Source organism: Xanthobacter autotrophicus ATCC 700552, assembly GCF_043194565.1.
GTDB lineage: Bacteria > Pseudomonadota > Alphaproteobacteria > Rhizobiales > Xanthobacteraceae > Xanthobacter > Xanthobacter autotrophicus_F.
In genome coordinates, this window is sequence record NZ_JBAFVS010000034.1 from 1 (window position 1) to 26431 (window position 26431).

26 protein-coding genes and 8 pseudogenes are annotated in these 26431 nt (G+C 66.4%); 9 read left to right on the forward strand and 25 right to left on the reverse strand.

Annotated features, from left to right (window positions below):
- Window positions 1–407, forward strand: a 407-nt coding sequence (locus tag V5F48_RS22820; RefSeq protein ID WP_394260416.1) for a VIT1/CCC1 transporter family protein, incomplete at its 5' end; no start/stop codon positions are given.
- Here V5F48_RS22820 and V5F48_RS22825 read toward each other — a convergent pair.
- The 6 genes from V5F48_RS22825 to V5F48_RS22850 form a co-directional block, all read right to left on the reverse strand.
- Window positions 395–1402 (reverse strand): FAD:protein FMN transferase, encoded by a 1008-nt coding sequence (locus tag V5F48_RS22825; RefSeq protein WP_394260417.1) that lies wholly within the window; start codon window positions 1400–1402, stop codon window positions 395–397. The genes V5F48_RS22820 and V5F48_RS22825 overlap by 13 nt on opposite strands.
- On the reverse strand, window positions 1383–3575 hold the full coding sequence (locus V5F48_RS22830; RefSeq protein WP_394260418.1) for a PepSY domain-containing protein: 2193 nt from the start codon (window positions 3573–3575) through the stop codon (window positions 1383–1385). The genes V5F48_RS22825 and V5F48_RS22830 overlap by 20 nt, the downstream gene beginning before the upstream one ends.
- 22 nt (window positions 3576–3597) lie before the next feature.
- On the reverse strand, window positions 3598–4068 hold the full coding sequence (locus tag V5F48_RS22835) for a DUF2271 domain-containing protein (RefSeq protein WP_394260419.1): 471 nt from the start codon (window positions 4066–4068) through the stop codon (window positions 3598–3600).
- 39 nt (window positions 4069–4107) lie between these two features.
- On the reverse strand, window positions 4108–4467 hold the full coding sequence (locus V5F48_RS22840) for a hypothetical protein (RefSeq protein WP_394260420.1): 360 nt from the start codon (window positions 4465–4467) through the stop codon (window positions 4108–4110).
- A 115-nt stretch (window positions 4468–4582) separates the two neighbouring features.
- Entirely contained in the window at window positions 4583–5929 is a 1347-nt protein-coding gene (locus tag V5F48_RS22845) for a sensor histidine kinase (protein ID WP_394260421.1), read from the reverse strand.
- The gene (locus V5F48_RS22850; RefSeq protein WP_394025762.1) at window positions 5926–6597 is read right to left on the reverse strand and encodes a response regulator transcription factor; all 672 of its coding nucleotides are present in this window, start codon (window positions 6595–6597) and stop codon (window positions 5926–5928) included. The genes V5F48_RS22845 and V5F48_RS22850 overlap by 4 nt, the downstream gene beginning before the upstream one ends.
- A gap of 132 nt (window positions 6598–6729) precedes the next feature.
- On the opposite strand from V5F48_RS22850, the gene V5F48_RS22855 reads away from it, so the two are divergent.
- Complete coding sequence (locus tag V5F48_RS22855; protein ID WP_394025763.1) at window positions 6730–7020, forward strand: PepSY domain-containing protein; 291 nt, start codon at window positions 6730–6732, stop codon at window positions 7018–7020.
- Window positions 7021–7097: 77 nt separating this feature from the next.
- On the opposite strand, the gene V5F48_RS22860 is transcribed toward V5F48_RS22855, so the two are convergent.
- Together V5F48_RS22860 and V5F48_RS22870 are read right to left on the reverse strand one after the other, a co-directional pair.
- Window positions 7098–7709, reverse strand: coding sequence for a hypothetical protein (locus V5F48_RS22860; RefSeq protein ID WP_394025787.1), 612 nt, complete (start codon window positions 7707–7709; stop codon window positions 7098–7100).
- Between the two features lie 524 nt (window positions 7710–8233).
- A pseudogene (locus tag V5F48_RS22870) lies at window positions 8234–9991 on the reverse strand (ParB/RepB/Spo0J family partition protein); the annotation flags it as partial.
- Window positions 9992–10173: 182 nt separating this feature from the next.
- Here V5F48_RS22870 and V5F48_RS22875 point away from each other — a divergent pair.
- Both V5F48_RS22875 and V5F48_RS22880 read left to right on the forward strand, forming a co-directional pair.
- Entirely contained in the window at window positions 10174–10536 is a 363-nt protein-coding gene (locus V5F48_RS22875) for a type II toxin-antitoxin system PrlF family antitoxin (RefSeq protein ID WP_394025764.1), read from the forward strand.
- Window positions 10533–11018, forward strand: a complete 486-nt coding sequence (locus V5F48_RS22880; RefSeq protein ID WP_394025765.1) for a type II toxin-antitoxin system YhaV family toxin — start codon at window positions 10533–10535, stop codon at window positions 11016–11018. Before V5F48_RS22875 ends, V5F48_RS22880 begins: the two co-directional genes overlap by 4 nt.
- A 205-nt stretch (window positions 11019–11223) precedes the next feature.
- On the opposite strand, the gene V5F48_RS22885 is transcribed toward V5F48_RS22880, so the two are convergent.
- The 7 genes and pseudogenes from V5F48_RS22885 to V5F48_RS22915 all read right to left on the reverse strand — a co-directional run bounded on the left by V5F48_RS22885 (window position 11224) and on the right by V5F48_RS22915 (window position 16655).
- Window positions 11224–11454 (reverse strand): hypothetical protein, encoded by a 231-nt coding sequence (locus tag V5F48_RS22885; protein ID WP_394260422.1) that lies wholly within the window; start codon window positions 11452–11454, stop codon window positions 11224–11226.
- 70 nt (window positions 11455–11524) lie between these two features.
- Window positions 11525–11605, reverse strand: a pseudogene (locus V5F48_RS22890) (VIT1/CCC1 transporter family protein); the annotation flags it as partial.
- Window positions 11571–13568: a heavy metal translocating P-type ATPase gene (locus V5F48_RS22895; RefSeq protein WP_394025767.1), complete on the reverse strand. Its 1998-nt coding sequence runs from the start codon at window positions 13566–13568 to the stop codon at window positions 11571–11573. The gene V5F48_RS22895 and the pseudogene V5F48_RS22890, both read right to left, overlap by 35 nt.
- A 126-nt stretch (window positions 13569–13694) precedes the next feature.
- Window positions 13695–15071: a sensor histidine kinase gene (locus tag V5F48_RS22900; protein WP_394025768.1), complete on the reverse strand. Its 1377-nt coding sequence runs from the start codon at window positions 15069–15071 to the stop codon at window positions 13695–13697.
- Window positions 15068–15775, reverse strand: coding sequence for a response regulator transcription factor (locus V5F48_RS22905; protein ID WP_348841938.1), 708 nt, complete (start codon window positions 15773–15775; stop codon window positions 15068–15070). The genes V5F48_RS22900 and V5F48_RS22905 overlap by 4 nt, the downstream gene beginning before the upstream one ends.
- Complete coding sequence (locus V5F48_RS22910; RefSeq protein ID WP_394025769.1) at window positions 15750–16373, reverse strand: cytochrome b/b6 domain-containing protein; 624 nt, start codon at window positions 16371–16373, stop codon at window positions 15750–15752. Before V5F48_RS22910 ends, V5F48_RS22905 begins: the two co-directional genes overlap by 26 nt.
- 3 nt (window positions 16374–16376) lie before the next feature.
- Window positions 16377–16655, reverse strand: a complete 279-nt coding sequence (locus V5F48_RS22915) for a PepSY domain-containing protein (protein ID WP_011993054.1) — start codon at window positions 16653–16655, stop codon at window positions 16377–16379.
- Between the two features lie 231 nt (window positions 16656–16886).
- Here V5F48_RS22915 and V5F48_RS22920 point away from each other — a divergent pair, with 231 nt between their 5' ends.
- Both V5F48_RS22920 and V5F48_RS22925 read left to right on the forward strand, forming a co-directional pair.
- Window positions 16887–17363 (forward strand): rubrerythrin family protein, encoded by a 477-nt coding sequence (locus tag V5F48_RS22920; RefSeq protein ID WP_348848559.1) that lies wholly within the window; start codon window positions 16887–16889, stop codon window positions 17361–17363.
- Window positions 17364–17661: 298 nt separating this feature from the next.
- Window positions 17662–17997: a hypothetical protein gene (locus V5F48_RS22925; protein WP_394260423.1), complete on the forward strand. Its 336-nt coding sequence runs from the start codon at window positions 17662–17664 to the stop codon at window positions 17995–17997.
- 90 nt (window positions 17998–18087) lie between these two features.
- On the opposite strand, the gene V5F48_RS22930 is transcribed toward V5F48_RS22925, so the two are convergent.
- On the reverse strand, window positions 18088–18582 hold the full coding sequence (locus V5F48_RS22930; RefSeq protein ID WP_394260424.1) for a winged helix-turn-helix transcriptional regulator: 495 nt from the start codon (window positions 18580–18582) through the stop codon (window positions 18088–18090).
- A gap of 68 nt (window positions 18583–18650) precedes the next feature.
- On the opposite strand from V5F48_RS22930, the gene V5F48_RS22935 reads away from it, so the two are divergent.
- Complete coding sequence (locus V5F48_RS22935; RefSeq protein ID WP_394025773.1) at window positions 18651–19352, forward strand: hypothetical protein; 702 nt, start codon at window positions 18651–18653, stop codon at window positions 19350–19352.
- Window positions 19353–19530: 178 nt separating this feature from the next.
- Here V5F48_RS22935 and V5F48_RS22940 read toward each other — a convergent pair.
- Window positions 19531–19716: pseudogene (locus tag V5F48_RS22940) on the reverse strand (IS5/IS1182 family transposase); the annotation flags it as partial.
- Between V5F48_RS22940 and V5F48_RS22945 the strand changes: the two are divergent.
- A pseudogene (locus V5F48_RS22945) lies at window positions 19699–19914 on the forward strand (IS5/IS1182 family transposase); the annotation flags it as partial. The pseudogenes V5F48_RS22940 and V5F48_RS22945 sit on opposite strands and share 18 nt — an antisense overlap.
- 48 nt (window positions 19915–19962) lie before the next feature.
- Here the strand turns inward: V5F48_RS22945 and V5F48_RS22950 are convergent.
- The 3 genes and pseudogenes from V5F48_RS22950 to V5F48_RS22960 form a co-directional block, all read right to left on the reverse strand.
- Window positions 19963–20460, reverse strand: a pseudogene (locus V5F48_RS22950) (IS66 family transposase); the annotation flags it as partial.
- A 118-nt stretch (window positions 20461–20578) separates the two neighbouring features.
- Window positions 20579–21272 (reverse strand): annotated as a pseudogene (locus tag V5F48_RS22955) (IS630 family transposase); the annotation flags it as partial.
- 460 nt (window positions 21273–21732) lie between these two features.
- Window positions 21733–22002 (reverse strand): transposase, encoded by a 270-nt coding sequence (locus tag V5F48_RS22960; protein ID WP_394025774.1) that lies wholly within the window; start codon window positions 22000–22002, stop codon window positions 21733–21735.
- Window positions 22003–22031: 29 nt separating this feature from the next.
- Between V5F48_RS22960 and V5F48_RS22965 the strand changes: the two are divergent.
- Window positions 22032–22844: pseudogene (locus V5F48_RS22965) on the forward strand (IS110 family RNA-guided transposase); the annotation flags it as partial.
- 73 nt (window positions 22845–22917) lie between these two features.
- Here the strand turns inward: V5F48_RS22965 and V5F48_RS22970 are convergent.
- The 5 genes and pseudogenes from V5F48_RS22970 to V5F48_RS22990 all read right to left on the reverse strand — a co-directional run bounded on the left by V5F48_RS22970 (window position 22918) and on the right by V5F48_RS22990 (window position 26315).
- On the reverse strand, window positions 22918–23349 hold the full coding sequence (locus tag V5F48_RS22970; RefSeq protein ID WP_394025775.1) for a type II toxin-antitoxin system VapC family toxin: 432 nt from the start codon (window positions 23347–23349) through the stop codon (window positions 22918–22920).
- A complete protein-coding gene (locus V5F48_RS22975; RefSeq protein ID WP_394025776.1) occupies window positions 23346–23981 on the reverse strand; it encodes a DUF433 domain-containing protein in 636 nt (211 codons plus the stop codon). The genes V5F48_RS22970 and V5F48_RS22975 overlap by 4 nt, the downstream gene beginning before the upstream one ends.
- A gap of 78 nt (window positions 23982–24059) precedes the next feature.
- Window positions 24060–24492 (reverse strand): annotated as a pseudogene (locus tag V5F48_RS22980) (hypothetical protein); the annotation flags it as partial.
- Window positions 24493–24522: 30 nt separating this feature from the next.
- On the reverse strand, window positions 24523–25089 hold the full coding sequence (locus V5F48_RS22985; RefSeq protein WP_394025777.1) for an RloB domain-containing protein: 567 nt from the start codon (window positions 25087–25089) through the stop codon (window positions 24523–24525).
- Window positions 25086–26315 (reverse strand): AAA family ATPase, encoded by a 1230-nt coding sequence (locus V5F48_RS22990; protein ID WP_394260425.1) that lies wholly within the window; start codon window positions 26313–26315, stop codon window positions 25086–25088. Before V5F48_RS22990 ends, V5F48_RS22985 begins: the two co-directional genes overlap by 4 nt.
- Between the last annotated feature and the right edge of the window lie 116 nt (window positions 26316–26431).

The window sequence follows — 26431 nt, forward strand, 5'->3', positions numbered from 1 at the left end:
GCTCCGAGCTCACGCAAATCTACGTGCGACGCGGGGTCGAGCCGGCGCTGGCGCGTCAGGTGGCCGAGCAGATGACGGCAAAGGACGCTTTCACCACCCATGCGCGGGATGAGCTGGGGCTCGCCGAGCATGTGGTCGCGCGCCCCATCCAGGCCGCGCTGACATCGGCGGTGACGTTCGCGCTCGGGGCTGCGATCCCGCTCGTCATTTCCCTGCTGGCGCCCACCGCATTGATCGCGCCGATCGTCTCCGGCGGGTCGCTGGTCTGCCTCGCGGCGCTGGGCGCGCTGGGCGCGCGTGCAGGTGGTGCGGACATCTGGAAGCCGACCATCCGCGTGACGTTCTGGGGTGCGATCGCCATGGCGGCGACCGCAGCCATCGGAACGCTGGTCGGTCACGCCGTGTAGGGGTCTCCCATCGGGGCTGTCGCCATCTCGGGTGGCGGAGCCAGAGACCACGTCGCCTCCACCGCGCCATCCGCGCGCACGAACAGCGCCGCAAGGCCCAGGCGGCGGGCGAGGGCTGGCCCCTCGCTCGCCCCGCGCACCAGCAGCGCGGTCGCCCAGGCGTCCGCCGCCATGCAGGTCTCGCCGAGCACGGTGACGGCGCAAAGGTCGTTTTCCAGCGGCGCCCCCCGCGCCGGGTCCATGGTGTGGGAGAGGACGCGGCCGGCCACCTCCACCCGATGGCGATAGGTGCCCGAGGTGGCGACGGCGGCGCCGGAGAGTTCCAGCACGCCGATGATGTCCCGCTCGCCGGCGGATGGCCGCTCATGGGCCACCGTCCACGGTCGCCCGTCCGGCTTCTGGCCTTCGGCGCGCATCTCGCCGTCGATGCCCACCAGCCAGGAGGAGAGGCCGGCCGCGCGCATCTCGCGGGCCAGCTCATCCACGCCGAAGCCCTTGGCGATGCCGGCAAGGTCGAGCCGGAGCGGCGCCAGACGGCGGGCGCGGCCGCTGGCCGGATCGAGTTGCAAGGTCTTGGGCGGCTCGAACGAGGGGCGGCCGGCAAGCCCCGCGATGCGTCCGCCATCGGGGCCCGGCGATGCGCCGAAGCCCCATGCCCTGACCAGATCGCCGACTCCGACGTCGAACGCCCCGCCCGAGAGACGGCCGATCTCAAGCGCTGTGGCGAGGACGTGCATCAGTTCGCGGGGGATGGGCATCCACGCCCCGATGGGCGCGGCGTTCAGCCGTTCCAGATCGGAGTCGGGCCGGAAGGTGGACATCTGCTGTTCCACCCGCTCCACCGCGGCCTGGAGGCGGCGGGTGAGCGCCGTTTCGTCCACGCCGTCGGCGGCGAAGAAGGTGGCGGACCAGCGCGCGCCCATGGCCGGCCCGCTCAGGGCACGGCGCCGGAGCGCCGTAGCCCCCCAACCCGCATCAATAGACATCTTCGACATAGCGTCCGCTCGATTTGAGGGTGGGAAGGTCGAGGCCGAGCGGACGCACCACGGGCTCGAGCGCCCGGGTCACGGCCTCGGCCATGTCGCGGCCGCCGCACACCAGGATCTGCGCCCCCTGCTTCACCAGTTCGCGCAGGCGCGGGGCATCGGCGGCGATGCGGTCCTGCACGTAGGCGCTTCCTTCGGGATCGCGCGAGAAGGCGGTGCGCAGCGTCGTCAGGCGCCGCTCGGCGAGATGCTGGGCCAGCTCGTGCTCATAGAGGAAGTCGGACGCCGCGCTCCGCCCGCCCCAATAGAGATGCACCGGCCGGCCCGCCGCATTGGCCCGCACGAAGCCGGCCAGCGGACCGATGCCCGCCCCCGCGCCGATGAGGATGAGCGGGCCGCGTCCCTTGGCCGGACGAAAGGCCGGATTCTCGCGGATGAAGGCATCGATGCCCCCGCCGGGCCGGAGCCCGTGCAGGAAGGTGGAGCACAGGCCGTCCGCGCGCAGCCGCACGCAGATCTCCAGCACGCCGTCGCGGGTGGAAGAGGCAAGCGAATAGAAGCGCGGCATGTAGTCCCCCGGCGGCACGATGCCCACGAGGTCGCCGGCCTCGAAGGTCGGCAGCCGGCCGGGTGCGCCGGTGCGCGGGTCCGCCGGTGCCTGAAAGCGCAGGATCGCCACCGGCGCGCCCACCGCCTCGCCATAGAGCTCGCGCCCGGCGAGCACGAGGGGCATGGTCTTCGGCGGCTCGGCCACATGGGTAAGCACGAGATCATGCCCCAGGGCGCCGCCGAGATCCCGCCCCCACTGGGCGAATTCCTGCGCCGAGCGGCGATCGATCCTTTTCATGGGCAGAAGCTGCGGGCATCCCCGCGCCTCAAGCGCATCGGCGACCGCGCGGGCGAACCGGCAGAAATGCGGGAAGCTGCGATCGCCGAAGCCCAGCACCGCCACCGCCGGTTGCCCCGGCAGGCCCGCGAGGCGGGACAGGAAGTGCTTGGCCGATTGGGGCGCAGTGCCCTCGCCATAGGTGGCGGCGAGCACCAGCACGCGCGGGGCGGAAAGATGGGCCGCGGTCACGTCGTTCATGGCGGCGGTGTGGACCTTGTGGCCGGCGGCGACGAGGGCCGTGTGCAGCGTGCCCGCGAAGCCCCAGGTGGAATTGCCCTCGCTGCCCACGAGGATCACCGTATCGGCCCTCCGCACTGGCACATTGGCGGAGATGCGCGGCCGTGCCGCCCGCCGCCGCAGCCACAGGGCGAAGCCGGTCGCGGCCAGCACCGGAACCGCAGCCGAGGCAAGGCCGAGCAGGAGTCCGAGAACCCAGGCGCCGCGCCCGGTGTGCAGCATGCGCACGAGGTCGTTCATCCGCTCCAGCGCCGTCGCCGGGGTCATGGCAAGCGTGGCGCCGGTGGCGGCATCCACCAGCCGCTCGCCGTCGGCGGTGACGAGGGTGAAGACATCGGCCGGGCCGGCGGGATCGGGGAAGGAGAGCTCGCGCAGATCCTTGAGCTTTACGGCCCTCAGGCCGGTGAGCGTGCCGACGGGAGCCGGCGCGCCGCCGCTGGCGGCGACGGCGGAGTTCGCGCCCGTCGTTTCGGGCAGAAGGCCGAATGTGCCGGCCCACATCCACAGTCCGGTCAGCGAAGACATGATCAGGCCCACGGCCGCCAGCCGTCCCAGCTCCCCATGCCAGCGTTGCGCCGGGGTGCCGCGGATGGGCCGCAGCAACGCCCCCGCGCCGCCCAGCCGGCGGGCGAGCAGCATGAGGCCGGAGACGGAGACGCCCAGCATGGCCAGCGCGCCGATGGCCGCCGCCACGCGGCCCGCATCGCCCGCGAGGAAGGAGCGGTGGAGATTGGTGAAGAAGCGGGTCGTTTCGGACACCGCGTAAGGTCCGAGCCCGGCGCCGGTGGCGGGGTCGATGCGCTCCACGCCGCGCGTGTCGCCATCGTCGAAGGCCGCGGTGAGGCTGCCGTCCGCCCGCAGCCGGATGGCGCTGACGCCGGGATGGCGCGCGGCGACCTGCGCGGCGAGGTCCGCGACACTCGCCGCCGCCGGGATCGCCGGCGCGGCGGCGCGATCGAGCGCCGGCTGCACGGAAAGGACCGCGCCGGTGAGGGCGGTGACGGCAAGGGCCAGCGCCAGCGCGATGCCGGGCAGGCCATGGAGGCGGCGAAGCATTTTGGGGATGTCCGAAGGGGGATCAGAAGGTGACGGTGAAGGATTTCACATAGCCCTTGCCGGCGAGGGGCTTGCCGGATGCGCTTGCGGCGAGCGGGGCGACCACCTCGGAGGGATTGTCCATCCCGTCCTCGACCGCCGTGTCCACATGGACCTTGTAGCCGGCATCGATCATGGCATCGGCGAGATCGAGGGTGATCTTGAGCGTCTTGCCGGAGCCGACGCTGGCGCCGGTGATGCCGTCGATCTCGGTGGGGCGCCCGCCGGAGGCGCGCTGCCAGTCGGAGAGGTGGCGGTAGTATTTCGCCTTGCCCCCGGCCATCCAGAGCGTGCCCTTGTAGGCGCCGGCCGCATCGGTGACGTAGAGCACCACATAGGCGCCGTTGCCGCCGTAAGGCTTCAGGGTGGTCTCGAACGTGACCTGCCGCGCCTCGGCCAGCACCGGCGACAGCAGGGTGGCGGTGGCCGCCACGGCGGGAAGAACGAATTTCATCTGATTATTCCTTTGAAAGTGCGCGGGGGCGGCCGGAGGTCACTGCACCTCGACCTTGGGCCGGGCCTTGCCCTGGAACAGGCCGTTGTCCGGCACCGGGGCCGCGGGATCGGCCGGGCCGTTCTGCGGAACCGCGCCGGGGCGACCGCCCGAACGGCCGTCATCGTCGTCGTCATCATCATCATCATCATCATCGTCGTGGCGGCCGTGATGGCGATCCCCGCGCTCGTCCTGACGATCGTTGTCTGCGAGCCGGAGGGGCCGGGTGTCGGCGCGGGCGGCGTCGTCGCGGCTGTGGAACGGCAGGTCGAGATGATCGATCTGCGTGGCGGCGAGCGCCACGCCGAGGCCGGCGGTGGACAGGAGAAGGGCCGTTCCGATCAGGGTGCGCGTCTTCATGGGAGCCTCCCGGCAAGGTATCAGGCAAGTCATCAGGGAAGGGATGACGGAGGCACACTCGCGCCCGAACCTGACAGCTCCCTGAAGGAGGGGCGGGATCGCGTTCAGCTTCCCGTCAGGATCGCGCTTGCCCAGGAAAGCGCACCACGGCGCTGAAGCCATCCGCACCGCCCGGGATCGGCGAGGCGATCTCCAGAGTGAGCCCCGCGCCGCGGCAGATGGCGGCGGCGATGGCGAGCCCGAGGCCGGAGCCGTCCGCCCCGGTCGGCCCTCGCTCGAACGGGCGCAGCAGCAGGGCGAGGCGGTCGGCGGGCACCACGGGACCGTGGTTGGAGACTTCGAGCCGGTCTGCGGCGAGGCGGACATGAATGGGGGTGTCCGGCGTGCCGTGTTTCAGCGCGTTCTCGATGAGGTTGCGCGCGAGCACGGCGAAGGCGTCGGGGTCGAGATCGCTGACGAGGCCGCCGTCCGCCGCGATGGTCACGATGAGGTCACGCGCGCGTGTCGCCTGGCGGTCGAGGTCCGCGATCACATGGCGCAGCACCGGGGCGAGCGGGGCCGGCGCCTCGGCGAGGAGGCCGGCGCCTTCCGCCTTGGCGAGCTGCAACAATTTCTCGGACACGCGCGAGAGACGCCGCAGCGCGCCCGCAATCGTCCGCGCCCGCTCCTGCTCCGGTCCCTCGGGCAGCTCGGCCATGAGGCGCTGGGTCTGGGCCAGGGCGGCCGCGATGGGCGTGCGCAGCTCATGGGCGCTGTTGGCGGCAAAGCCGCGCTCCGCCTCTAGCGCGCCACGCAGCCGTTCCAGCAGCGCGTTCACCGCGCCGGCGACCGGCGCCATCTCCTCGGGCAGTCCCTGCTCTGGCACCGGCGCAAGGTTGCCGCGCCCGCGTTCCGCGATGGCATAGCGAAAGGCGAGCACCGGCTTGAGAGTGAGGCGGAGCGTGAGCCAGACACCGGCGAGCGCGATGGGCACGAGGGCGATGAGCGGCCAGATCAGCGCCATCACCGCCCGCTGCACCGCGGCGGCGCGATGGCTGAGCTCCTCGGCTGCCGTGACGACGATGGTGCCCCGGACCGCGGCTTCGGTATAGGTGCGCAGGCGCGCCGTGGTGTGAAAGCCGGGGGCGAGGCCCGCGGGGATCGCCATCTGCTCCGCATCGCTGGATTGGAGCAGCACGCGGCCTTCGGCATCGCGCACCACATAGGTAATGAATTCCCGGTGCGGGCCAACCGGCGCCATGTGTTGGGCGCCGGCGCCGTCCTCGCGGGAGAGCAGTTCAGAATAAGCGAGCGGCAGCACCCTCTGGGCCACCTCCTGCAGAGCGCTGTCGAACACCTCGTCGATCTCGTGCCGCAGCACCAGCCCCGCCACGGTGGCTGCGGCGAGCCACAGCGCCGCGACCGACAAGGCGAGCCACAGGCCGAGGCGCCGGCTCAGGCTCCACCGACGTTGTCCGCTCATGCACCGCCTCCGGGTGTGCCGAGGCGATAGCCCATGCCGCGTACGGTCTCGATCACGTCGGCGCCGAGCTTCTTGCGCAGACGGGCCACATAGACCTCGATGGCGTTGCTCTCCACCTCCGCATCGAAGGAATAAAGCCGCTCCTCCAGTTGCGGCTTGGACATGAGCTGGTGCGGCCGCTGGACGAAGGCCTCGAACAGCGCCCATTCCCGCGCCGTGAGGGCGACCGCCTGCCCGGCGCGCCGCACCGAGCGGGCGGCGAGGTCCACCTCGATATTGCCGAGCGTGACCAGCGGGTTGGGATTGCCCGCATAGCGCCGGCCCACCGCGCGGATGCGCGCCGACAGCTCGCACAGGTCGAAGGGCTTCACCAGATAGTCGTCGGCGCCGGCATCGAGGGCGGCGATGCGGTCGGAAATCTGGTCGCGCGCGGTGAGCACCATGACCGGCGTCGCGTCGCCCGCACTGCGCAGCCGCCTGAGGAAATCGGAGCCACGCCCGTCGGGCAGCATCAGGTCGAGGAGGATCAGGTCGAAGGCGGCGGCACGGAGGGCGTCGGCGGCCTCGGCGAGGCTCGTCACCCAGTCGGCGCTGTGGCCGTCCGCGACGATCTGGTCGCGCACGGCCATGCCCAGGACGGGATCATCTTCGATCAGCAGGATACGCATCTGTCACCTCGGCGCGCCGCATGGCAATCTAGCGCCGCCGGAGCGAGATGGGGCGAGAGAATCCCTCGGGGCGTTTCAGGTGGGCGTCAGCTTGACGTGCTGTATGTCGCCGGGGCGGAGGGAGGATATGCGGTGAGACGCCCATGGTTCGCATTTCGGCTCGTGGCCGCCAGCCTCGTGGCAGCCGGCCTTGCCGCCACGCCGGCCGCCGCAGATCGCGACTGCAACGTGCCGCTGGCCGACTGGCAGCCGCGCGAGGCGCTGCAGAAGAAGCTGGAGGCGGAAGGCTGGACGGTGCTGTCCATCCGCTCAGACGACGGCTGCTACAAGGTCCGGGCTACAAATGCGCAGGGCGGGCGCTTGAAGGCGAAGTTCGACCCCGCACGTCTTGAGCGGGTCCCCGGCCGGGATGAGGACGATTGATCGGGCCGCAGGGATTCGAGCGCTGCAGATCGAAGAGGGCAGGAAGCGATGCTCGCTACTCCCATAGGGCCGCGAAATCATTGAGTCTCCTCCTGTGGTCGCAAACGCTGTTTGACCGTTGCTGACCCATAGCTACCCCTTGGAGTGTCCGTTTCGCGGCGCAATCGACGAACGCTTGGTGGGCGCCTCAGGCGGTCTGAAGCAGCACGGCCCGGACCGTCTGACGCCAGTCGGCATGAACGAGCCGGCCCTTGAGCACGCTGGCCTTGAAGTGAAGCGTGCGCGGTGCTGTAATTGTCCCAACCAGCCTCGATGGACGCTTCGCCCCGAAGCTTACTGGCCGCATCGACGACAAGCCGGGCCTCGCCGTCGGAAGCGACGGGATCGCACCATTTGACACCGCGATGCCACGGCTCGCCCGCGAGGCTCAGGCACCCCTCGCCATCGCGGATGAAAAAGAGGCGGGGCGTGAAGCCGACGGCGTCATCGTCGCCGGTGGGGATATCCTCCAATGATGCCAGTTGTTCGACACAGGCGATGGCCTCGGCAAGCGAGGTGCATTCCGCCAGCTTGAGCGTGTCCGGGACGCTGTAGGTCCTGTAGACGGGATCGTCCTGCGGATATTCCATTTCGCCAAGGCAGGCGACGCGGAGCGGGAGCTTCCGGGCAGAGGCGAAAGGGCCGATCATCGGCGCGATGACCTGGGTGATCGGGGTGGCGGTAGATACGGGCGTGCGGATTCTTCGCCAGCCACAGTTCGGCGGCCTCGCGGCTCTCGACGAGGTGCAGCAGCTCGACATTTTCGCCGAGATGCTGGAGCACGTACACCATCCCGATGGCAGGTCGTTCGATCACCTTGAAGATCAGGTCACTGGTGACGGAATGGGTGCGCATCACGGTGACGAGAATGATGCCATTGGTCTCGAAGTTGCTCTCGTGCAGCGTGATGGTGGCGGGCGCCGACCAGCTTTCCCGTTCGCGGGGGCGGATCGTTCTTGACCAGCCGGCCGGTCCCGTTGCGGCGCTCCCACGCCGCGACCTTCTTGCTGAAGCGCGGCGGCGGCTTCGGGGTGCCATCCGAATAGCGGATGAGGCTGCCGAGCGGGGCGTGGTCGTAGATGGTGTTCGCGGACATGCGTGTCCCCATGCTGAAACGAAAAAGGCCCGGCGCGGCGGCCGGGCCCGGGTGGGTGGGTGCGAGGGGAGCTATTCGGCCGCTGGCGCCGGCGAGCTGGTCCGCGTGAGCGAGCGCGCGGGGCCGCTTGTTCCAGGGCTCGAGGACCGCATTGGCGGACAGCGCCGCGCAGTGGGCGAACAGAGCGGAACAGCTCGCATCGTCCAGCGTCATCAGGAAAGGCCAGAGATCGCCCGGGTCCTTCGGCAGATCCCGGCCCCAGTCCTCGTGGCGCTCGGCGATCTCCTTCGCCCAGACGGTCTCGGCGAGACCCTGCGCCTGCGGGAAGGCGGCGCTCCTGACGCTGATCTCCAGGCAGCTGTCGCCGGCATGGCGGTAGAAGGTCTGGAGCACGAGGGCATGCATGCAGCACCGCGACGAAGGCGACGTCGGGATGCTGGGCGAGCCGGTTGCGCAAAGCGAGGGTTCGCTGTGCCGTCAGGTCGGTCACGAGCCGGTCCGGGAGCGGCCGGATCGTCTCGTCTTCGTCGTCGCTCGCCTCGGCCGGCTGCGGCGCGCCGTTGACGACGACGCCAGTGGGGCGGAGGCTGTTGACCTCGACCCGGCAGTCCGCATCGCTGCCGGCCTCTCCGTCCCCGTGGTCCGGCTGCGGCTCGTCCTCCGGCCGGATGAAGCCGCGTTCGATGCGAAGCCCGCCATTGGCGTTGAGCATGACGAAGGCGCCGGCGCGCGCCACCTCGGCGGGATCATGGACGTCCGTGCGGTCGTTCAGGGCATCGAGCTCGGCGCCGAGCTGCTCGAGCTTCCTTTCAATCTACTCGTCGTAGTCCGGAACCTCCGCATATTCGGCATCGAGCTTGTCGTATTCGGCCTTCAATGCATCATGCTTGGCCAGCTCCTCCGGCGTCATCTCGGCGGGCTCGCCATAGACGCGGCGCAGGCCGGAGGCGTGGCCGTAGGGAAAGTCGATGGCCGCCTCCACCCACTTCCAGCCCTCTGCCCTTCAGGGATTCGGCATCGGTCTTCAGCTTCGCGAGCACGAGCTTTTCGAGCAGCGCCGGATCCTGGAACCAGCCGCCGCCATCCTGCTGGAACAGATCGCGCAGGATGACGCCGCCGGCCTCCTCATAGGCTTTGGCACCGACATAGACGGCGCGGCGGTCGTCGGCCCGGACCGCCGTGTCGGTGAGCAGCCGGCGGATGTAATAGGGCTCACGGACATGGGAGCGCGAGACCGTCTCCCAGACCCTTCCTGACGGGCATGGTCGCTCGTGATCGAGAAGGCCATGACCTGGTCAAGCTTGAGCTCGCCCCTTCTCATAGAGATCGAGCAGCTTCGGCGACACCGTGGCGAGCTTCAGGCGCTGCTTCACCGTCACGGGGGGTCAGGAAGAAGCGGGCGGCGATCTCCTCCTCGTCGAGCCCCTGGTCGTGCAGGATCTTGAAGGCACGGAACTGATCGAGCGGGTGCAGGTCCTCGCGCCGGAGGTTCTCGACCAGGGAATCCTCCTCGGCGGAGGTGTCGCTGGTGCGCTTGACGATGCAGGGCGCCGGCGCGGTCTTCATCATGCGCTTCTGCGCGACGAGAAGGCCGAGCGCGAGCAGGCGCCGACCGCCGGCAGGGACCTCGAACCGGCCGGTCTCCTCGCCGTCCGCCGTGCGCTCGGGCCGGACATTGAGGCTCTGCAGTAGTCCCCGGCGCGCGATGTCCTCGGCAAGCTGCTCGATCGACACCCCGTTCCTCACCTGCCGCACATTGCTCTGGCTCAGAACAAGCTTGTCATAAGGGATGGTCTCGGCCTCGCTCAACGCGATCTTCTGTGGGGCCTTCGCCATGTGGGTTCTCCATGACGGGGCGGCCCGGAGCCTCTCTCCGAACCTCCTCACCCGTCGCGGAGTCCCCCGCCCTCCTCTGCCTCTCGCCGACGCGCCGCGCAGCCGGCGGCCGCCTTCCGGACGCGGCGCTTGCACGCGAGCGCTACACGTACTATTTCACGTATCAATCGAGGAGGCCGACCATGTCGCAGCCGGAGTATAAGGGATCGATCACGACGACGGGCCGCTCGGAAGCGCTGCGGCTCGACAAGGCGCTCTTCAAGGCGCATCCGGAGTTTCGTCAGCGGGCGAAGATCCGCGCCCAGGTCATCGGGCCCGGCAGCCTCCTGGTGACGCTCGACCCCAATGGGGAGGAAGAGACGCGCGACGGTGTGGAACGCGATCCGGTCGTTGCCGCCTATCTCTCCTTTCTCGAACGCGACATGGGCGAGCATCCGGAGGGCCTGCGCCCCTTCACCGAGGCCGACATCGCCCGTCTGCAGGCCCTCACCGGCAACGTCGAGGTGACCGACGACGATGTGATCCCGGACAACGTGACCCTGTGACATCGACCGGCGACGCCTTTGCCGAGCGGCGCGGCTGGAAGCTTTTCCGGGCGCGGGCGTTTTCGGAAGCCCTGGACGGCCTTGAGGCGGAGTTGGTGCGTCTGGCGGCCGAGCGGCCGGACGATGCCTCCAGCCATCCCAAGGCGAAGCTGCTGGCGCGGATTCTCAATCTCATCCTCGATGAGATTCCCCGCGATCCCAATGCAGCGACCTATCAGCTCGGGAACACGCTCGGCCCGTCACATCTCCACTGGCGCCGGGCGAAATTCCTGCAGAGGTTTCGCCTGTTCTTCCGGTTCGACAGCGCCAGCCGCATCATCATCTACGCCTGGGTGAACGACGAGAACACGCTTCGCAAGGCAGGCTCACGGAGCGATCCCTACGCGGTCTTCCTGCGCCGCTTGAACGACGGCAATCCTCCAGATGGGTGGGATGATCTTCTCGCCGATGCGAAGCAGACCTCCCGGAGGAAACCCAGATAGGAGGGCGCGACAGGGTGCCTTCGCACCTGTCCGTGGATCCGCATGCATGGGCATGCGCGCCTTGGGCCGGTGATCGACGTGGCGCGTCAGCTGTCGGGTTCTTTGATCTCCACCTCGCCCCGGTTGCGAAGCGCCTCGGGCATGCGCGCGCGCCTGCCGATCGACCGTCGCCGTCGCGCCGGTCGGCCGGGTACGGTCATGGCGCTCAGGGGCGCAGGACGAGGCGGGAGAGCTCGACCGCATCGTTCCGCGAGAAGCCGGCGACGGTTTCGCGAATGAGGCGGTCGGTCGCCGTCACCCCGACCAGCGTGCCGTCACGGACGAGGCCGTGCGACCAACCGGAGTTCGGCCGGCGGACCTCGCCCATGCGATGTCCCCAGCGGACAAGGCAGTCGTTCAGTTCGGCGCGGGTGATCGCGATGAAACGCACGTCCATGTTCCGGGGGTCAGACACCGCACATCCCCTCGCAGTCATTGCCGAACAGATCGCCCTGATAGTCGCCGGCCCCGTCGTTCGCTCCAAGGACAGCAGCCCGCAGCCAGCCGATACGCTCAATCAGGTGATTTTCGCGATGAAGAGGATGCATTGTCGTGCCTTCTGGGGGAGTCATGTACTGGCGCGTAAATTGAATTGGCAGGTGCCTTTGCACCCTCCGGGGCCAGGAGCCGTGCAGAGTTCATTAGGAAGGCCAGCTCCGAACCCACATGGATGACCGCAGCCAGCAGCGGGTTGAGATAGCCGAAGGCGGCGAGGCCGATGCCCACGGCGTCCACCATCAGGGTGCCGGAGAAGTTCTGCCAGATGATGGCGCGGGTCTTGCGGGCGATCCGCAGCGTTTCGACCAGTTTGAACAGATCGTTGCCAATCAGTACGATGTCAGCGCTTTCCTGGGCAATGTCGGTGCCTGAACCCATGGCAATGCCCAGGCTCGCTGCGGTCAACGCGGGGGCATCATTGACCCCGTCGCCCACCATGGCAACACTGCGACCATCGGCCACTAAAGCCTGAACTCGCGTCAGCTTGTCCTCTGGCAGCATGTCGGCGACCACTTCGCCAATTCCGAGGTTGCGGCCTACATGCTGGGCAACCGCCTTGGTATCGCCGGTGAGCAGCACCGTGCGCACCCCCATGGCGTGCAGCGCGGCCATGGCCGCGCTCGCCTCCGGGCGCAGCGGATCGGCGACGATGATCTGGCCCACATAGCGCCCGTCCGCCGCCACCACGATGTCGGAACCGACATGATTCTCAGTCCGGGCGGGAACAGTGATGCCTGCGTCAGACAAGAGTTTGCGGTTGCCCACCAGCACCGCACGGCCTTCCACATCGGCAGAGATGCCACGGGCCACCGTATAAAGGAAGGCGTTGGCCTCGGGCACCGCGAGCCCCCGCCGCTCTGCCTCCACCACCACGGCCCGACCGAGCGGATGCTCCGAGCGCAGTTCCGCTGCCGCAGCGAGCCGCAGAAGGTCGGCCGCATCCCCGCCTTCCGCGCATTCGAGCGCGGTGACCCTGGGCTCGCCCATGGTGAGGGTGCCGGTCTTGTCAAGCACCACCGTATCGATCCGGCCCAGGGTCTCCAGATGGATGCCGCCCTTGATGATGGAGCCGAGCTTCGCCGCCCGGCCGATGCCACCGAGGATGGCCAGCGGGGTTCCCGCCGCGATGCCACAGGCGCCGGCGACGATGATGACCGAGATGGTGTCGCGAATGTTCTGCGTCAGCAGATATGTCAGCATTGCGGCGGCGAAGGCCACATAGACCAAATACCCGGCCAATCGATCGGCCAGCTTCTGCACCGGTGCTCGAGTCTGTTCGGCCGCCTCGACGGCATCGATGATGCGGCCATAGCTTGTGTCGCGCCCCACCCGCTCGACGCGGATCTCCAGGACCCCCATCTGGTTGATGGAGCCGGCGAACGCTGGCGCACCTTCGGCCTTTTCCGCCGGCATGGATTCACCGGTGATGCGCGACTGGTCCACATAGGAATGGCCACCGACGACCTCGCCGTCCACCGGGATCTTCTCCCCCGGAATCACCAGCACCAAGTCGTCAGCAACTACCTGCTCCAGCGCCAAAATAAGGACTCCGCCATCCCGCCGCACCCGAGCGGTCTTGGGCACGAAGTCCACCAGATCGCCGATGGCGCTGCGTCCGCGCGCCACTGTGAGATGCTCCAGTTCCTCCGCCACCAGAACGAACACCGTGACCACCAGAGCCGTGAAGATCTCGGCGACGGCAGCGGCAGCGAGGATGGCGATGCTCATGGAGAGTTCCATGGTCATCCGGCGGGCCATCAGATTCCGCACAGCTTCGCTCAAGATCGGCCAGGAGGCAAAAGCCAAGGCGACGAGACCGACGACGCTGACGGAGGCAAACGGTTCGTACACCTTGAACCAAACGGCGGCGGCACCGAGCAAGGCGACAACGATCCGCACTATCGCCAAGCTGTCAAACGGCTGCTGAGTGTGTACGGGGTCACTGCATCCTTTCGACGGCACAGCGACCTCCAGTGCTCGTTCGAAGTTCGCCGTAATTTCCCGCGCAACCATGTTCCATTCCAGACTTGATCAGTCGTGCCAAATTTTAGAATTGCTCTAAACTAATTGGCCTATTGAGCGCAATGGACCAATGGTCGCCTCGGAGCGGGATCTGAAGGGCGACGTACGCCTCATGACTCAGGTCGGGATCGCTGGTCCGCCTTCCCGGAAAACAAGGCGGATGCGCGCGCCGCCCCCGTGAGCATCCTCGATCCGCATGACACCTCCGTGCAGTGTCATGATGGTGGAGACGATGGCGAGCCCCAGCCCGGCGCCGTCGGGCCGGCTCCGGTCGAGGCGTCGAAAGCGCTGCAGAACCTCGGCCCTGCGATCTTCCGGTATGCCGGGCCCGTGATCGCGCACATCGAGCTGCGGGCCGGGGCCGACGGTGACCTCCACCCGGGTGCCCGCAGGGGTGTGGGTCAGGGCGTTTTCCACCAGATTGCGCAGCGCTCGTCCGATGGCTTCGCCATGCCCGTGCACCGCCGCAGTGCCCTGGTCCATGAACGAGATGGAGTGCCCACGCACGACCGCCAGCGGGGTGAGCTCCGTCACCACCTCTCGGGCGATGGCAGCGAGATCGGCGCGCCGGTCCGGGTCAAGCTCCAGCGCGGTGGCGTGGGACATGTCGAGCATCTGGTTCACCAGCCGCTTCATGCGCTGGGCATCCACCTCCAGCTTGGCTTTCTCCGGGCTGTCCGGCAGCTTGCCGATGGAGAGCATCATCACGGCGAGCGGCGTACGCAGCTCATGGGCGGCGTCGCCGGCGAAATCCTTCAGTGCGCGTACCGAGCGCTCGATGCGCTCCAGCATGGCATTCACCGCGCTCACCAGCGCCGCAACCTCCCGGGAGGAGGCCTCCGCCTCTATGCGGGTCTCAACCTGGGCGGGGTCGATGGCGTTGATCGCGGTGATGGTCCTTTGCAGGGGACGCAAGGTCGATCGCACCACGGAGAAGTTGAACAACAAGAACATCAAAGACAGCAGCAGCAGCGGAAAGATCACGTGAAAGCGGATCTCATTGAAGATCACCGGCACGAACGGCTGGAAGCCGTGGCCGGAGATGGCCACCGTGATCCAGAACGGATGCTGCCCCACCGCGACCCGGCGGGTGCCGCTCAGCAGGAAGCGATCCCCCCAGCTTTCCCGCTGGGTGCGGATCACCAGGAATGAGGCGGGCGGCTCGTCAGCGATCTTCAGGTCGCCGTCATTAAAGCGGGCGATAACGCCGCCGCCGCGCTCATGGATCAGGAATGCGCGCCGCGTTCCCGCCGCGGTTGGCTGGCGCAGCGCTTCGGGTACGGCACCATTGGCCTGCATTTGAGGGATGTCGCCGGCGATGCGGTCTGCCTCGGCGGTCACCAGCAGTTGGTCAAGCTCGTTGGAATTGCGGACATACATCCACACCACGGCCGCCAGCTCGACAACCAGGAACACGAGCCCCACCAACGCCAGGCGGACCGAAAGGCGGAAGAAAAGCGTGCGGGGCGTGCCGGAAGCCGGGCCGTGCGTCATCGCGGGGCACCCCGTTCCACCTGTCCTGCCTGCGCAGCCGGTGCGAGCATGTAGCCAATGCCGTGGGCCGTATGCAGGACCACCCGCGCTTTCTCGGCGACCAGGCGTCGCCGCAGGCGGGAAACCACCGCCTCCAAAGCATTGGGCGAGACCTCGCTGGAAAGGGCATACATGGTGTCCTCGAGGCTGGCCTTGCTGACCACATGGCCGGCGCGGCGCATCAGGCGTTCCAGCAGGTCGCACTCGCGCGGCGGCACGTGGATCACCTGGCCGGAAATCCGCACCTCCCGCGCGATGGTATCGAAGTCGAGGTTCTCGACGTTCAAGGTCGTGCCGAGGCAAGCGCCGGGGCGGCGCAGCAGGGCACGGCAGCGGGCCGCCAGCTCGGGCATGTCGAAGGGTTTCACCAGATAGTCGTCTGCGCCCGAATCCAGACCTCCCACCCGGTCGCCAAGGCCGTTGCGGGCGGTGATCACAAGGATCGGCGTCGTGTTCCCCGCGCGCCGCACGGCGCGGACGAAATCGATCCCGTCCCCGTCCGGCATGCCGAGATCGATGAGGAAGAGGTCGTATCGGTCGACGGCCACGCTCTCGCGCGCGGCACTCAAGCTGCCGAAGCGCTCGAGCACGAAGCCCTCCGCTTCCAGACCTTCCGCGATCAGGCTCGCGAGGCGGGGATTATCCTCGGCAAGCAGGACCCGCATGGTCGATGTCCGTTCCAGACGCGCGGCGTTTGCGCCCCGTAATCATGGCGAGAGGCAGGTTTTCCCGGTGCGCCACGCTCTCGGTGATAGCCGCGAGCACGTGCACTGCCGCCAGGGCGAGAATAAGATAAGCTGTAATCTCGTGCGCCTCCTGCACCCATTCCACGCCCCAGAAGGTGTCGAGGGATTGCATCCACCCGGTGAGGCTGGTGAGCGCGATGAGGCACATGAGCGCCAGCGCCATGGCTCCGCCCGCCGGGTTATGCCCCACATACCGCCGGTCGCGGCGGGCGACGACGGCGCGCAGGTGGGACAGGACGGCCCATGGCGAGGTGACAAAATTAGAGAAACGGGCGTGACGGCTGCCTATGATACCCCACACGATCCGCACGACCAGTGCCGCGGCGACGACATACCCGACATAGCGATGGGCACTCTTGCCGCCCTCCAGCGCAAAGCTGTTCAAAATGATGCCCAGCACCACCGTCCAGTGGAAGAGTCGCACCAGTGGATCCCACACCGCTACAGTGTCCGGGCCCGCACCCCCGGGGCCAGCTGCGGTGCGAGAGGTGGCGGGCGCTTGATATGGCGAGGACATGACTCAGTCCACGTTATTCTCGACGATCTCGCCGGTCACCGGGTTGAAATAGACCTCCGCTTTCTTACCATCCTTGTTGTAGCCATAGATCTCGTAGCATCCTGACGTCGTCTTCTTGAACACCTTGATATTCTTGAAGCCCATCTCGGCAATCTTCTGCTTCATGGTCTCCTCACTCAGCCACTTCTCCTGTGGCTCCTTGGTGCAGGTGGGACTGGCCAGGGCGGCGGAGGAGAGGAGGCACAGGCCGGCGGCGGTGGTCAGCAGCACATCGCGAAACATTGGCTTCTCCTCACTCTGGGTGACGGGCCAAGGCCGCGCCTCCCTCGCTGCCTTCTGTTAAGGGGCGCTGCTGACAAAAGCCTGACGAAAGGGCGAGGCGAACTGAATACAATGATACCAATGGCTGATCCGTCGGCTACTTGTCGTCGTCAGGACTTGGTCAGGTCGCGCGCCTATCGAAGAAGCCGCCGCTCCGCTGGGCGACACTTTGATTTCCTGGGAGACCGATCCATGACAATCATTCGCAACCTTCTCGTCGCAGGTGCGCTCGTCGGCGCCTCACTCGCCGGCGCCCCTGCCTTTGCGGCTGAGACGCTGAACCCGCAGACTCAGAAAAATCTGGACGCGGCCATGCATGGTGAAGCCTTCGCGAACCTGAAGTACCAGGCGTATGCTGAGCACGCGCGCAAGAGCGGCCATCCTGAGATCGCAAAGCTGTTCGACGAGAGCGCGAACGTGGAAGCCAATGAGCATTTTGCCCGCGAGGCCGATGCCCTTGGCCTCGCCAAGACCGACGAGGCCAACCTGCTCGACGCCATGGCGGGTGAGCACTACGAGAACACCGAGATGTACGTGAATTTCGCCAAGCAGGCGAATGCGGTGGGGGACAAAAAGGTCGCGGAACTGTTCCGGCAGATCGCGGCGGATGAAGGCGACCACTACGCGGCCTACAAAGCCGCGGCCGAGAAGCTGCGCGCTGGAAAGTGAACCAATTGAGCGGCGTCATATATCATGGCGCCGCTCGCATAAATTATCATCAATATATAATAGCATATTGAGACGGCTTCATTTATTTGAAGGATAGATTTAAATACCGCTGCCTGCGAAGGCCTCTGCAATCCACACCTCCTGACGAACGCAACACGCCGCTCGGAGCAAGATCAATACGGAACAGCACGTCGGCGGCCTTGAGCGGGGCGTTCGGCGCGACCGGCACCTCGCTCGGCACGATCGCTACCGATCGGCGCCCGGCCGCCGCCCGACTTGCCATCGGCGTCGGAGCCGCTTGATCATCGCTGATCCTTCATATCTCGGTGCCGGCCACTGGCCGCTCCGCCAACGCAAAACTCTGAAGCTTTCGGGCTTTATTGCAATCGGCGTCCGCCGTGGTGATGACTGCCAAGAACGCTGCCCTGACGATCTCTTTCCGTGTGGCGTCAGGGAATTCCTGTCGCACCGCATCAAACAGCTGCTTCGGACTAAGGTCAGGCGCAGCCAACCGAACCAGCACGGCACAAATCTCCTGAGCGCGTTTCGTGACCATGAGAGACGCATCCTTCAACATCATGCAACGATGCTCGATGGCATGCAGAATGCCTTCCGCGCCGGCCGGGTGCAATGACCGCTTTCGCGAGGTCGGGCGCGTGTCTCGTCCGATGCAAGTGGCGCACACCTGAATCGGGCTCGGCGCAGCGCCTTCGGCAGCTAACAATCACTTTAGCACTTTCCGCACGGATTTCACTGCTTGAAATCGTGCGCGCGTGCGCTCGTCGGCGCCGGGACCTGGCCTGAAACGCAGATCGTCCGGGCCGACCTCCGCGCCATCGCTGTCGACCAGCTTGACCCTGGGCAACCGGCGACCACGTTGGTCCGTCACCACCACAGGAGGGCGGTTCTCGGAGGCGAATTGGTCGCCCCATTGCTGAAGGGCGACCAATGCCGGAGCAAGCGCGCGGCCCTTCTCCGTCAGGCTATAGATCGGGCGCGCCAACGCGCCGCCTCGCAGCAAGACCCCAGCCGCACAGAGGCGCTCAAGCCGATCCGACAGAGTATTTCGCGCCATGCCGAGGCTGCGCTGAAACTCGGAAAACCTCTGCGCCCCCAGGAACGCATCGCGAATGATGAGGAGTGTCCACCAGTCGCCCACGTCATTGAGCGCGCGGGCGAGCGAGCAGTTGAACGTCGCGAGACCGGTCTTTCCTGGCATGGTTGCAGGTCGGAATTATTGCAGTTATAGTCTCAGTCTGCAACTATTTGAAAATTCGGACAAGCGCCATGACCGAAAGCGGGCAGGTCGAGATGAAAGACGCCGCAAGCGCCGCGATCCGGATTGGCGGTGCCGGGGTGGCGCTCGGAGCAGTTATGATCGCCGTCGTCAGCGGGCTCTATGCGGCGTCGCCCACGGCGGCGGCGATGCCCGTGGTGACGGCGCGGCTACCGGAGGCGCTCGAAGCCCTGAGAGCGAGCGACGGCATGCAACTGTGGTGGATTGGCGTGATGGGCTTGACGGGGGACGTCATCTTCGCTGCGGCCGCGATGATGGTCGCCTTTGGTCTCGTATTGCGCGGGCAGCCGATCAAGGCGGCGGGATGGCTCGGGATCGCGCTCAGCAACATTATCTTCGTCGGTGTAGACGCGCTCGTTGGGCGAACCTTGGTGATGGCCGCTTCGAGCGGCACTTCGGAGGCCGGGTTTGTCGCGGCCAAGAGTTTCTCCGATGCTCTGTTCATTTCTGGAACCTTCGCCTTCGGAGCAGGGGCATTGCTCCTGTTCGGGCCAGCGCTGATCCCGAGTGGGACGTTTTCATCGCGCGCGATCTCGTTCCTCGGAATCGCCGTCGGATTGGTTGGTGTAGGTGCCGCGCTGATCTGCCTGTTCGGCGTCGACGCCGGCCAACTGCTCGGTCTTGCGATCGCCGCGGGCTCGGCAATCTTTCTGATTGTCGGCATGCGTGCGGCGAAAGACGCCCTTGCCTAAGAGGCGATCTATCCCGCCTATTTCATCGATTCCGAGGGCGGCCGCTCGGACACCTCGAAGAACCGCCTATAAGGACGGTTCGGAAGGCGTTTTGAGGATGCAGGCGCCTCTTGCCGGATCAATCGTCGGTCAGGTGCGGTGTGGTGAGGGGGCGCGAGGGCCCCTTCCCGGGCCTCTCTCAGGTCGCCACCGGCCGGGTTTCGATCCACAGGAAGCGCTTGAGGTTGTAGGTGAGGTTGGCGAGCCCGATCTTGGTCCGGGCGCGGGCCAGACCGATGGTGCGCACGAACAGGCCGAAGCGGTGCTTCTGGGCTGCAAACACCGTCTCGACCGCCGAGCGGACCTTGGACCGGGCGCGATTGGCCTTGCGCTGCGGGGCGAGGATAGCGGGCCACCCGACCGGGCGCAGAAGAACTTCACCGATCCCGACAGCCACATCCTGCCGACGCGAGACGGTTTCATCCAGGGCTACAATGGTCAGATCATCGTGGCGCATCGGCTCGTGACCACCTCGGCCGACTATCGCGCGCTCGTGCCGCTCGTGGACGACGTCTCCAGCCATGGACCACTATGTCGGGATCGATGTGTCGTTGGAACGTAACCGTCATCTTCAGGCCACGTTGCACAGGGTGGGCTGTGCTGGGTAGGCCCATGGGATGAGGTCGTCGATGCGGCTGTTGGGATGGCCGTTGACGATGCGGGTGATCACGTCCGCGAGGTACCTGGGGGTCGATGCCGTTGAGCTTGCAGGTCTCGACCAGCGAAGCGATGACGGCCCAGTGCTCGGCGCCGCGACCGGAGCCTGCGAAGAGGGCATTCTTCCGGGTGAGGGCGAGGGGCCGGATCGAGCGCTCGACGATGTTGTTGTTCAGCTCGATGCGACCGTCGTCGAGGAACAGGGTCAGGCCCTCCCAGCGCGAGAGGGCGTAGCGGATCGCCTCGCGAGCTTGGTATTCTGGCTGATCAGCGCCAGCTTCGCCCGCAGCCACGGCTCGAGGGCCTCGATGATCGGCCTGCTCTTCTCTTGGCGCGTGGCCCGGCGCTCATCCGGGGGCCGGCCCCGGATCGAGGCTTCGACGCGATAGAGCTCGGCGATGCGCTGGAGGGCCACCGGACGCGTCGCCACCATGACCCGGACCGAGAGCCGGTCGGGCTGATCACGATCTTCCCTTCAGCGAGCCGAGCACCGCCGCGATGGTGGCCGGCAAGGCCCCGTTCTCGATCGTCACCCTGTCCATGACGACAATGTCCCCGGTCCTCAGCGCGGGCACGAGCACCTGCTCCACATAGGCGCGAAAGCATTGGCCGTTGATCGGGACGTCGAAGACGCAGGGTGCGATGAGGGCGTCGGTGCGCAGGGCGCCGAGGAAGGTCAGGGTCTTCCAATGGCCGTGTGGTGCGAAGCCTTTGAGGCGCCGGCCCTTTTGTCCCCACCCGTAGAGCGGGGCCATGTTGGTCTTGATCCAGGTCTCGTCGATGAAGACGAGCTTGTGCGGATCGAGCCTGTTCTGCCGTGAGCGCCAGTGCTGGCGGCGGCGTGCGACGTCGGCTCTGGCCTGCTCAAGGGCGAACAGCGTTTTTTTTAAAGCGCAGTCCCTCGCGGCGCAGGAACCGCCAGATCGCATCATGGGAGACGGCGACCCCGTGTGCCGCCAGTTCCGCCTTCAGGCCGTGCAACGTCAGATGCGGGCTCTGCTCGAGCCGCTCGACGATGAAGGCACGATTGGGTTCCAGCACCCGCCTGCGATGGCCGCCCATCTGTCCCGGCGCCACCGAGCCGGTGGCACGATGGCGCTGCGCCCACTTCACCACCGAAGCGACTGAGACCCCAAACCGGGCCGCCACCGCACGGCTCGTCTCACCCGCGAGCACCGCTGCAACCACGCGTTCGCGCAAATCATTCGAGAGAGATCGCGCCATCCCATGCTGGCCTCCGCCCAGACAGCATCTTGAATCACGATCCCGTCCCAAAGGGAATCTGGAGGGTTCTGTGAGGTCGCGCGGCACCGGCGGCAGGGTTAGGCGCGGTGCGCGACCTCATTGAAGCCGGATTGAACGAGGCCGTCGCCACCGTTGGTGGTGTGCCCCCTGAGACCACGCCCTGTTGTGTCGGGATCCCTGGCCAGTGACGTGAAGGATCTGCATCAGACGAAGAGTGTGGCACGGTTCCTGCCCATAGGGGAAAGTAGTTGTTGCTTTGTCAGCGGTTTCAATGCGTTATCGGGCATTGCCATATTCCCGCCATAATCTATCACGCTCACCTCTAGCAACCGGACCCGCCCGATCGAGCTGAGCCCGCGTCGGCCGTCCCCCGCTCAGCGCCGATCTTCAATTCATCGGCCAGCATGGGCCAGCACACCCTTCACCTCATCACCATGCCTCAGCAAATGGAAATTTCCCGACGCAGTCGGCTTCGTTCAATCCACACCGATTCAATCAAGAGCGGAAACGCTCTAAACAGTTGCTGCGGTGACAAGGCATGGCGCCGCGCCGCGGCACTCACCGTGGCTCCAGGCTCGAAGCTCTCGGCGACAATCCGCGCCTTCTCCTCGGGAGCCCACTCCCGGCGCCGCCCCGCACCGGTGAAAACCTCGAACCGTCGGACCGGCTCCTCAGCGCTCGATTTAAGCGTAAGCTCTGAAATCGTCATATGTCCAAGCCCTCCAGGCTCGGAACATCATCCTCTCAGCCTCGCCGGCGAAAGGTGGGGTCAGGGCACCGCTTACGTTGGAACAGAGCAGCGTGTGCGTGATCGGCGCCACGGGTCGGATCGTGCGGGAGGCGAAAGTGGCGAGTGAGCCGGACGCGCTGATCGCTTTTCTGGCCGGGCTCAGCTTGCCGCTGGCGCGCATCGGCCTGGAGGCCGGGCCCTTGTCGCAGTGGCTGCATGCGGCCCTGGGGGCTGCCGGGTACGAGGCTGTGCTGCTCGAGACCCGCCATGTGAAGGCGGCTCTGTTGGCGATGATCGTGAAGACGGATCGTCGGGATGCGCGCGGCATCGCGCAGCTGCTGCGGATGGGCTGGTTCCGGCCGGTGCACTGCAAGTCGGCGCCGGCTCAGGAGGTGCGGGCACTCCTGGTCGCGCGCACGCAGCTGCAGGCGAAGATGCGTGATGTGGAGCTGTGCCTGCGCGGTCTTCTGCGTGGCTTCGGCCTCAAGGTCGGGGAGATCAGCAAGGGGCAGTTCGCGGCGCGGGTGCGCACGCTGGTGGCGGGCCATGTGATGCTGGAGCGGATCGCCGAGGCCATGCTGCAGGCGCGCGAGGCGCTCAGGGTGGAGTTCGCCAGACTGCACCGGGCCATGCTGACGATCGTGCGCGGCAATGAGGTTTGCCGGCAGCTGATGACGGTGCCGGGGGTGGGAGCGCTGATCGCCGCGACCTTCACCTCGGGCGTGGACGACCCGGCGCGGTTTGCCCGCTCCAAAGGGGTCGGGGCGCATTTCGGACTGACCCCCAGGAAGTATCAGTCGGGCGAAACGGACATCATGGGTGCCGACGCGGTGCGCGATCAGCTCGTTGGTAGCGATGATCCTCGGGCGTGTGAAGGGCTTGGCGCGCATCGGCTCATGGCTCGATATGGAGCGGTGGATCACGGAAGGGGTCGAGCAGGCGCACGCCGCGGCCCTCAAAGTCTTTGGTGTTGCGGGTGACGAGGACAAGACCGTGAACCCGGGCGGTTGCCGCGAGCGCCATGTCCCAGCGATCCTTGTTCTTGGCGCCGAGCATTCGCGTCCATTCCTCCACGACCGCTGCGTCGACGGGAATGATCCGATCGGCGAAGGTCTTTTCGAGCACCGCGATGGCCTTGAGCAAGACCGCCGCCCTATCCGGGTCGCGGCGCTTCAACGTTTCCGCGCCGCGGCGTTTCTCGAACAGGGTCGCGACGCTCAGCCTGAGATCCGCATCGTCGACGGTGGCGAGCCACTTGCGGACACTCGCATTGCCCCGCGCACCGAATTCGCGGAGCACATTCTCGTCGATCAGATAGGCAGTCACGGATTCCTGCGCGGCGCGATCTCGGCCGCCGGCGACTCTTCGTCGAATGTGCCGAGGTCGGCCAATGCAGCGAGCGCACGCTTCAGGCTCTGGGCGGGATAGGGCCGCCCGCGCTTGGGATAGGCCTTCGCGTATTCGATCGCGGACGCCACCTGCTCCGGGGTCAGCGATGGAAAGTCCGCCACGATCTCCGCGACAGACTGCGTGCGGGCCAGGGCCGCCACCATGTGAACGGGAATGGTAGTGCCCTTGATGAGCGGGTCGCCCCCGTCGTCGGCCTTCACCCAGCGGCGGAGCTCCTCGAGGCGTCGGAGCCGGCCTTTGAGGTCGGCGTCGACCTTGCCCAGATCGAGCACGAGCTCTCCGAGCGAGACGCGATGGACGTCGGCGGAAAGCTGACGGATTGCCTCGTAGAGGCGACGACGCCCGGCGGGCGTCAGATCCTTTTCGAGCCGGTCGGCAACCAGGAGGAAGCGCATCTCCGCGGGTCCGAGCAGGCGCTGGACGGCGCTGCCCACCCGGCGCTGGCGCGCGCGGATCACACCCGTATCGACCGCTTTGTTGAGCGCGGTGGTCGACCGGTTGAGAACATAGCCGGCCTCGGTCAGCGTGAGCGCTTGGGCGACGGACATGCGCACCTCCTGTTTCTAACTCACCCCTAAGATAGGGATCAATTGAGAGGAGCGCAAGGCCCGTGGGATCGCGTCGGTCTTTGTCGCTTGCCGCGTCCAGGATGGAAGGGCTATTCTGCGGGTTGTGTGCAGTTCCTTCGGCAAATTGACGTCCTTCACCGCCCAATGCGAGTGATTCATCTCCCAGTTGGCAATGTCGAGTTCGAAGGTCAGCGCGTCGGCAGCGGTCAGGAACGGATCGACCGGAATAATCTCGTATTCGATGCGCACCTGCCCGCGGCGTGCTGCCACTTCGCGGATTACGCCGAATTTTGGGGGCGAGATCACGTGCGGCTTCGTAGGCGAATATGCAAGGAAGCCGCTTTAGTTCCGAAACCGCAGCCTCGTCGAGTCCGCCGAAGCGTTCGGCCAGCGCATTGTCCGTGTATTCGCGGACGCATCGACTGAGGTCGAGGAGACAAGGCTGTCCTACCCATTCTTCCTCCGACCCGGAAACTAATAGATTATACATTCTCTGTGCCCGTGACGAGGGTAGATCGGCTCATGGAAGCAGGCCTATCTCGGTGAGGAAAGCCGCCAACGCCGCTTCCACCGCTGCTGCACGCCGGACCTCGGCAAGGCCGATGCGGCGGGCCAGGAGGAGCTTCGTCATCGGCTTTCTGTATTGCGGCCAGGCCGCCTGCAGAGCGACACCCGCTCCATTTGTTGTCGGTGGCCGGTGTTGGGCGAAGCCTTCGAGGTGGCGCAGCAGAAACGCCTCATGGCAGGTCTCCTGCCAGATGATCCGAATGCCGAGTTGCTGAGCGAGGCGTTCCGTCTCGTTCCGACGCTGGGCGTCGCCATCGACCTGGTCGGAATCCATCAGCACGGCCTTGCGCGCGAACTCCGACCGGCGCTGACGCCGGCGCGCGATCTCCTGATCGGCACGGCGTAGACGAGCGAGCGGATCGCCTGCGCCGGGATTGAGGTTGACGACTTCAAGATGCACGGCAACATCGGCGGCGTGCAGCAAATCATTGAGGAACTGCCCGTAGCCCTGCTCGGATTCGCCCTCGCAGCCGAGAAAGATAGGCGTCCGCTGGGCTATGGCTGGTCGACGTCTCCTCATCCCACCTGCGGGACCGCCCCGTAAACACCGCCAAGATACTTCTTGTAGAGATTGTCGGTTCGACGCACCGCACCGACATCCATCAGACTGTACACTTGCGACCGACCGCAGCTGTCCTTGTCGCAGAATACCACTTCTTCCTTTGTCAGATCATCCAGCAGCGACGCTGAATGGCATGACATCCAGAGCTGGGCGTTGTGGGGATTGCGGTCTGGATCATAGAACCACCGAACGATCTCCGGCAGGATGAGCGGGTGGATCGACTGGTCAAGCTCGTCGATGACCGCGACACCGCCCCGCTGAAGCGCCAGGAGGATCAGCGGGAAGATGCGGATGAATGAGCGCGTGCCGTGACTCTCCAGGCCCCAGGGCATGTCGACATGCAGGCCCTGATGCTTGAACAGCGCCAAAGGGCCGGTCGCCACCTGGACGATGTGCATCTCCTCGACGCCGATGTCGATGCGCTGAAGCTCGCGATTGAGCGCGGCGACCGCATCCGGGCTCTGTGCAAAATACTGGATGGCAGCCTGGTCGCCTGGATCCGTCCGGTCGATCAGGATGTTCCGGAATACGGCAGCCGCAGCCTCAGAAAGCACCTTGGAGGCTTGGTGCTCGAATAGCGCCAGGGTCGAAACGACGCTCGCATCTTCGCGGATCTTGTCGACCACCTGCGAGAAGCCGGCGAGCGGAAACATCTTCGAACCGTGCACGGAGCGATCAGCGCCGCGCTCAAAGACGCGTTGCCATTTGCCTTGTCCCTTTCGCTTCATCCGCAATGCCTCATGGCTGACGGTGCGGATGACACCATCTTTCGGTTGAAGGTGCAGCTCATACCGCAGGGTTCCGACGTCGTCCGCCGTTGTGAGATCCTCGGCCGTGCGAGGAGAGCCCGACAGATCGAGCAGACCGCCCAGCTCGATCGCCAGGCGGATTTCGCGATTGGCTGACTCCTCGTCATTGAACCGCTCGCAGGGAAGGCCTGGTCCCTTATGCTGAAAGCTCTCCCGCAGGAACCAGCTGGCGAAGGCAAGTGCCCTCAACACGGTCGATTTGCCCGAACCATTCGGGCCAAACAGCGCGATAGCCTTCGCGACCCGCTCCTCAGAGTGGGGAAAGATCGACGCGAAACGTTCGGGAAAATCGGGGACACTCTTCGGCACCCGTAGATCCAGAATCTGCGGATCGCGGATCGAATAGAAGTTCTCGATTTCGAGGCGATACAGCATACAAGCACAAATAGCGCAATCTCTGCCGATTTTCAACAACAATCCGCCGATCTCTGGCTTTAAGGCATGCAGGATGCGCTCTGAACACACCAGATCGTCACGACGGCGTCGCAGCT

Excerpts from the sequence above, each read along its gene's own strand:
- V5F48_RS22825 (WP_394260417.1), bottom strand. The coding sequence starts at position 1,402 with ATGTCGAAGATGTCTATTGATGCGGGTTGGGGGGCTACGGCGCTCCGG.
- V5F48_RS22830 (WP_394260418.1), bottom strand. The coding sequence starts at position 3,575 with ATGCTTCGCCGCCTCCATGGCCTGCCCGGCATCGCGCTGGCGCTGGCC.
- V5F48_RS22835 (WP_394260419.1), bottom strand. The coding sequence starts at position 4,068 with ATGAAATTCGTTCTTCCCGCCGTGGCGGCCACCGCCACCCTGCTGTCG.
- V5F48_RS22840 (WP_394260420.1), bottom strand. The coding sequence starts at position 4,467 with ATGAAGACGCGCACCCTGATCGGAACGGCCCTTCTCCTGTCCACCGCC.
- V5F48_RS22845 (WP_394260421.1), bottom strand. The coding sequence starts at position 5,929 with ATGAGCGGACAACGTCGGTGGAGCCTGAGCCGGCGCCTCGGCCTGTGG.
- V5F48_RS22850 (WP_394025762.1), bottom strand. The coding sequence starts at position 6,597 with ATGCGTATCCTGCTGATCGAAGATGATCCCGTCCTGGGCATGGCCGTG.
- V5F48_RS22860 (WP_394025787.1), bottom strand. The coding sequence starts at position 7,709 with ATGATCGGCCCTTTCGCCTCTGCCCGGAAGCTCCCGCTCCGCGTCGCC.
- V5F48_RS22875 (WP_394025764.1), top strand. The coding sequence starts at position 10,174 with ATGTCGCAGCCGGAGTATAAGGGATCGATCACGACGACGGGCCGCTCG.
- V5F48_RS22885 (WP_394260422.1), bottom strand. The coding sequence starts at position 11,454 with ATGGACGTGCGTTTCATCGCGATCACCCGCGCCGAACTGAACGACTGC.
- V5F48_RS22895 (WP_394025767.1), bottom strand. The coding sequence starts at position 13,568 with ATGGTTGCGCGGGAAATTACGGCGAACTTCGAACGAGCACTGGAGGTC.
- V5F48_RS22900 (WP_394025768.1), bottom strand. The coding sequence starts at position 15,071 with ATGACGCACGGCCCGGCTTCCGGCACGCCCCGCACGCTTTTCTTCCGC.
- V5F48_RS22905 (WP_348841938.1), bottom strand. The coding sequence starts at position 15,775 with ATGCGGGTCCTGCTTGCCGAGGATAATCCCCGCCTCGCGAGCCTGATC.
- V5F48_RS22910 (WP_394025769.1), bottom strand. The coding sequence starts at position 16,373 with ATGTCCTCGCCATATCAAGCGCCCGCCACCTCTCGCACCGCAGCTGGC.
- V5F48_RS22915 (WP_011993054.1), bottom strand. The coding sequence starts at position 16,655 with ATGTTTCGCGATGTGCTGCTGACCACCGCCGCCGGCCTGTGCCTCCTC.
- V5F48_RS22920 (WP_348848559.1), top strand. The coding sequence starts at position 16,887 with ATGACAATCATTCGCAACCTTCTCGTCGCAGGTGCGCTCGTCGGCGCC.
- V5F48_RS22930 (WP_394260424.1), bottom strand. The coding sequence starts at position 18,582 with ATGCCAGGAAAGACCGGTCTCGCGACGTTCAACTGCTCGCTCGCCCGC.
- V5F48_RS22935 (WP_394025773.1), top strand. The coding sequence starts at position 18,651 with ATGACCGAAAGCGGGCAGGTCGAGATGAAAGACGCCGCAAGCGCCGCG.
- V5F48_RS22960 (WP_394025774.1), bottom strand. The coding sequence starts at position 22,002 with ATGACGATTTCAGAGCTTACGCTTAAATCGAGCGCTGAGGAGCCGGTC.
- V5F48_RS22975 (WP_394025776.1), bottom strand. The coding sequence starts at position 23,981 with ATGTCCGTCGCCCAAGCGCTCACGCTGACCGAGGCCGGCTATGTTCTC.
- V5F48_RS22985 (WP_394025777.1), bottom strand. The coding sequence starts at position 25,089 with ATGAGGAGACGTCGACCAGCCATAGCCCAGCGGACGCCTATCTTTCTC.
- V5F48_RS22990 (WP_394260425.1), bottom strand. The coding sequence starts at position 26,315 with ATGCTGTATCGCCTCGAAATCGAGAACTTCTATTCGATCCGCGATCCG.